Here is a 786-nt window from a genome sequence, read left to right as displayed (position 1 = left end):
CTTTGGAACACCTCGTATGTTATCAGGGGGTGCTTTCATTTTCAAAGCGCCAATTTATTCATTACAGGAATGCTCCTTATAATCCGGCCCATCATGCACTGGACCGATATTAGATATGAAGACATATGCGTGTCGTGTTGATTCGACGGTAAATAATCATTGCGGAATTAATTTTTTTAATTTTGTTGGAACCGGTCATTCCTCGATACTCATTCCTCCCCGCTGCTGGCCCGTCATGCAGTGGGCCATTATTGAGATATATGAATCAAATGCGTGTCGTTAGATTTAAGACGGTAAAAAATCATTTGCGGAATTTAATTTTTAATTTTTATTGGGGCCAGTCATTCCTCGATATTCATTCCTCCTTGGTGGGCGGTTGCCGCAGTGACATCATCGCTCTAGATGGGGAAGAAGTCAACGGTGAGAGATAAATTTCTAAGTAATTTCCAAGGGGATTTATGTTATAATTGTTTGTACAATCAATGAAGGAGCAATTATATGTCGTTATCTCGTAAGATTTTAATTTTTTACATAGGTTTAATTATATTGTTCATAGGCACAATATTTATAATAGAAAAAGAATTTTGGGGAAGAGGCTATCTGAAACTTGAAGAAAAAGAAGTTGCGGACAATATCCAAAGGGTAGCTAACGCTTGGCAGAGTGAAATTGATAGGATATCTTCATCGACCATAGATTATTCAATATGGGCATTAGTGTTCGGTTAACCCCAGAGTAACCAAAAATGGAGTATATGGGAAATAAGGATTTTTAGCACTCTGTGTCGA

General features: G+C 37.8%; 1 protein-coding gene. It reads left to right on the top strand.

Going from position 1 to position 786, the window contains the following annotated elements:
* Positions 1–498: 498 nt before the first annotated feature.
* Positions 499–726, top strand: coding sequence for a hypothetical protein (locus GJ688_RS20045; protein WP_155478172.1), 228 nt, complete (start codon positions 499–501; stop codon positions 724–726).
* Positions 727–786 lie beyond the last annotated feature (60 nt).

The sequence above is a fragment of the Heliobacterium mobile genome, from assembly GCF_009720735.1.
In the GTDB taxonomy this organism is placed as follows: Bacteria; Bacillota; Desulfitobacteriia; order Heliobacteriales; family Heliobacteriaceae; genus Heliobacterium; species Heliobacterium mobile.
Note: the sequence above shows the minus strand (reverse complement) of the source record. Positions and strands in the feature narration are given on the sequence as shown.

Coding starts and splice junctions, on each gene's coding strand:
- GJ688_RS20045 (WP_155478172.1), top strand. CDS start 499: ATGTCGTTATCTCGTAAGATTTTAATTTTTTACATAGGTTTAATTATA.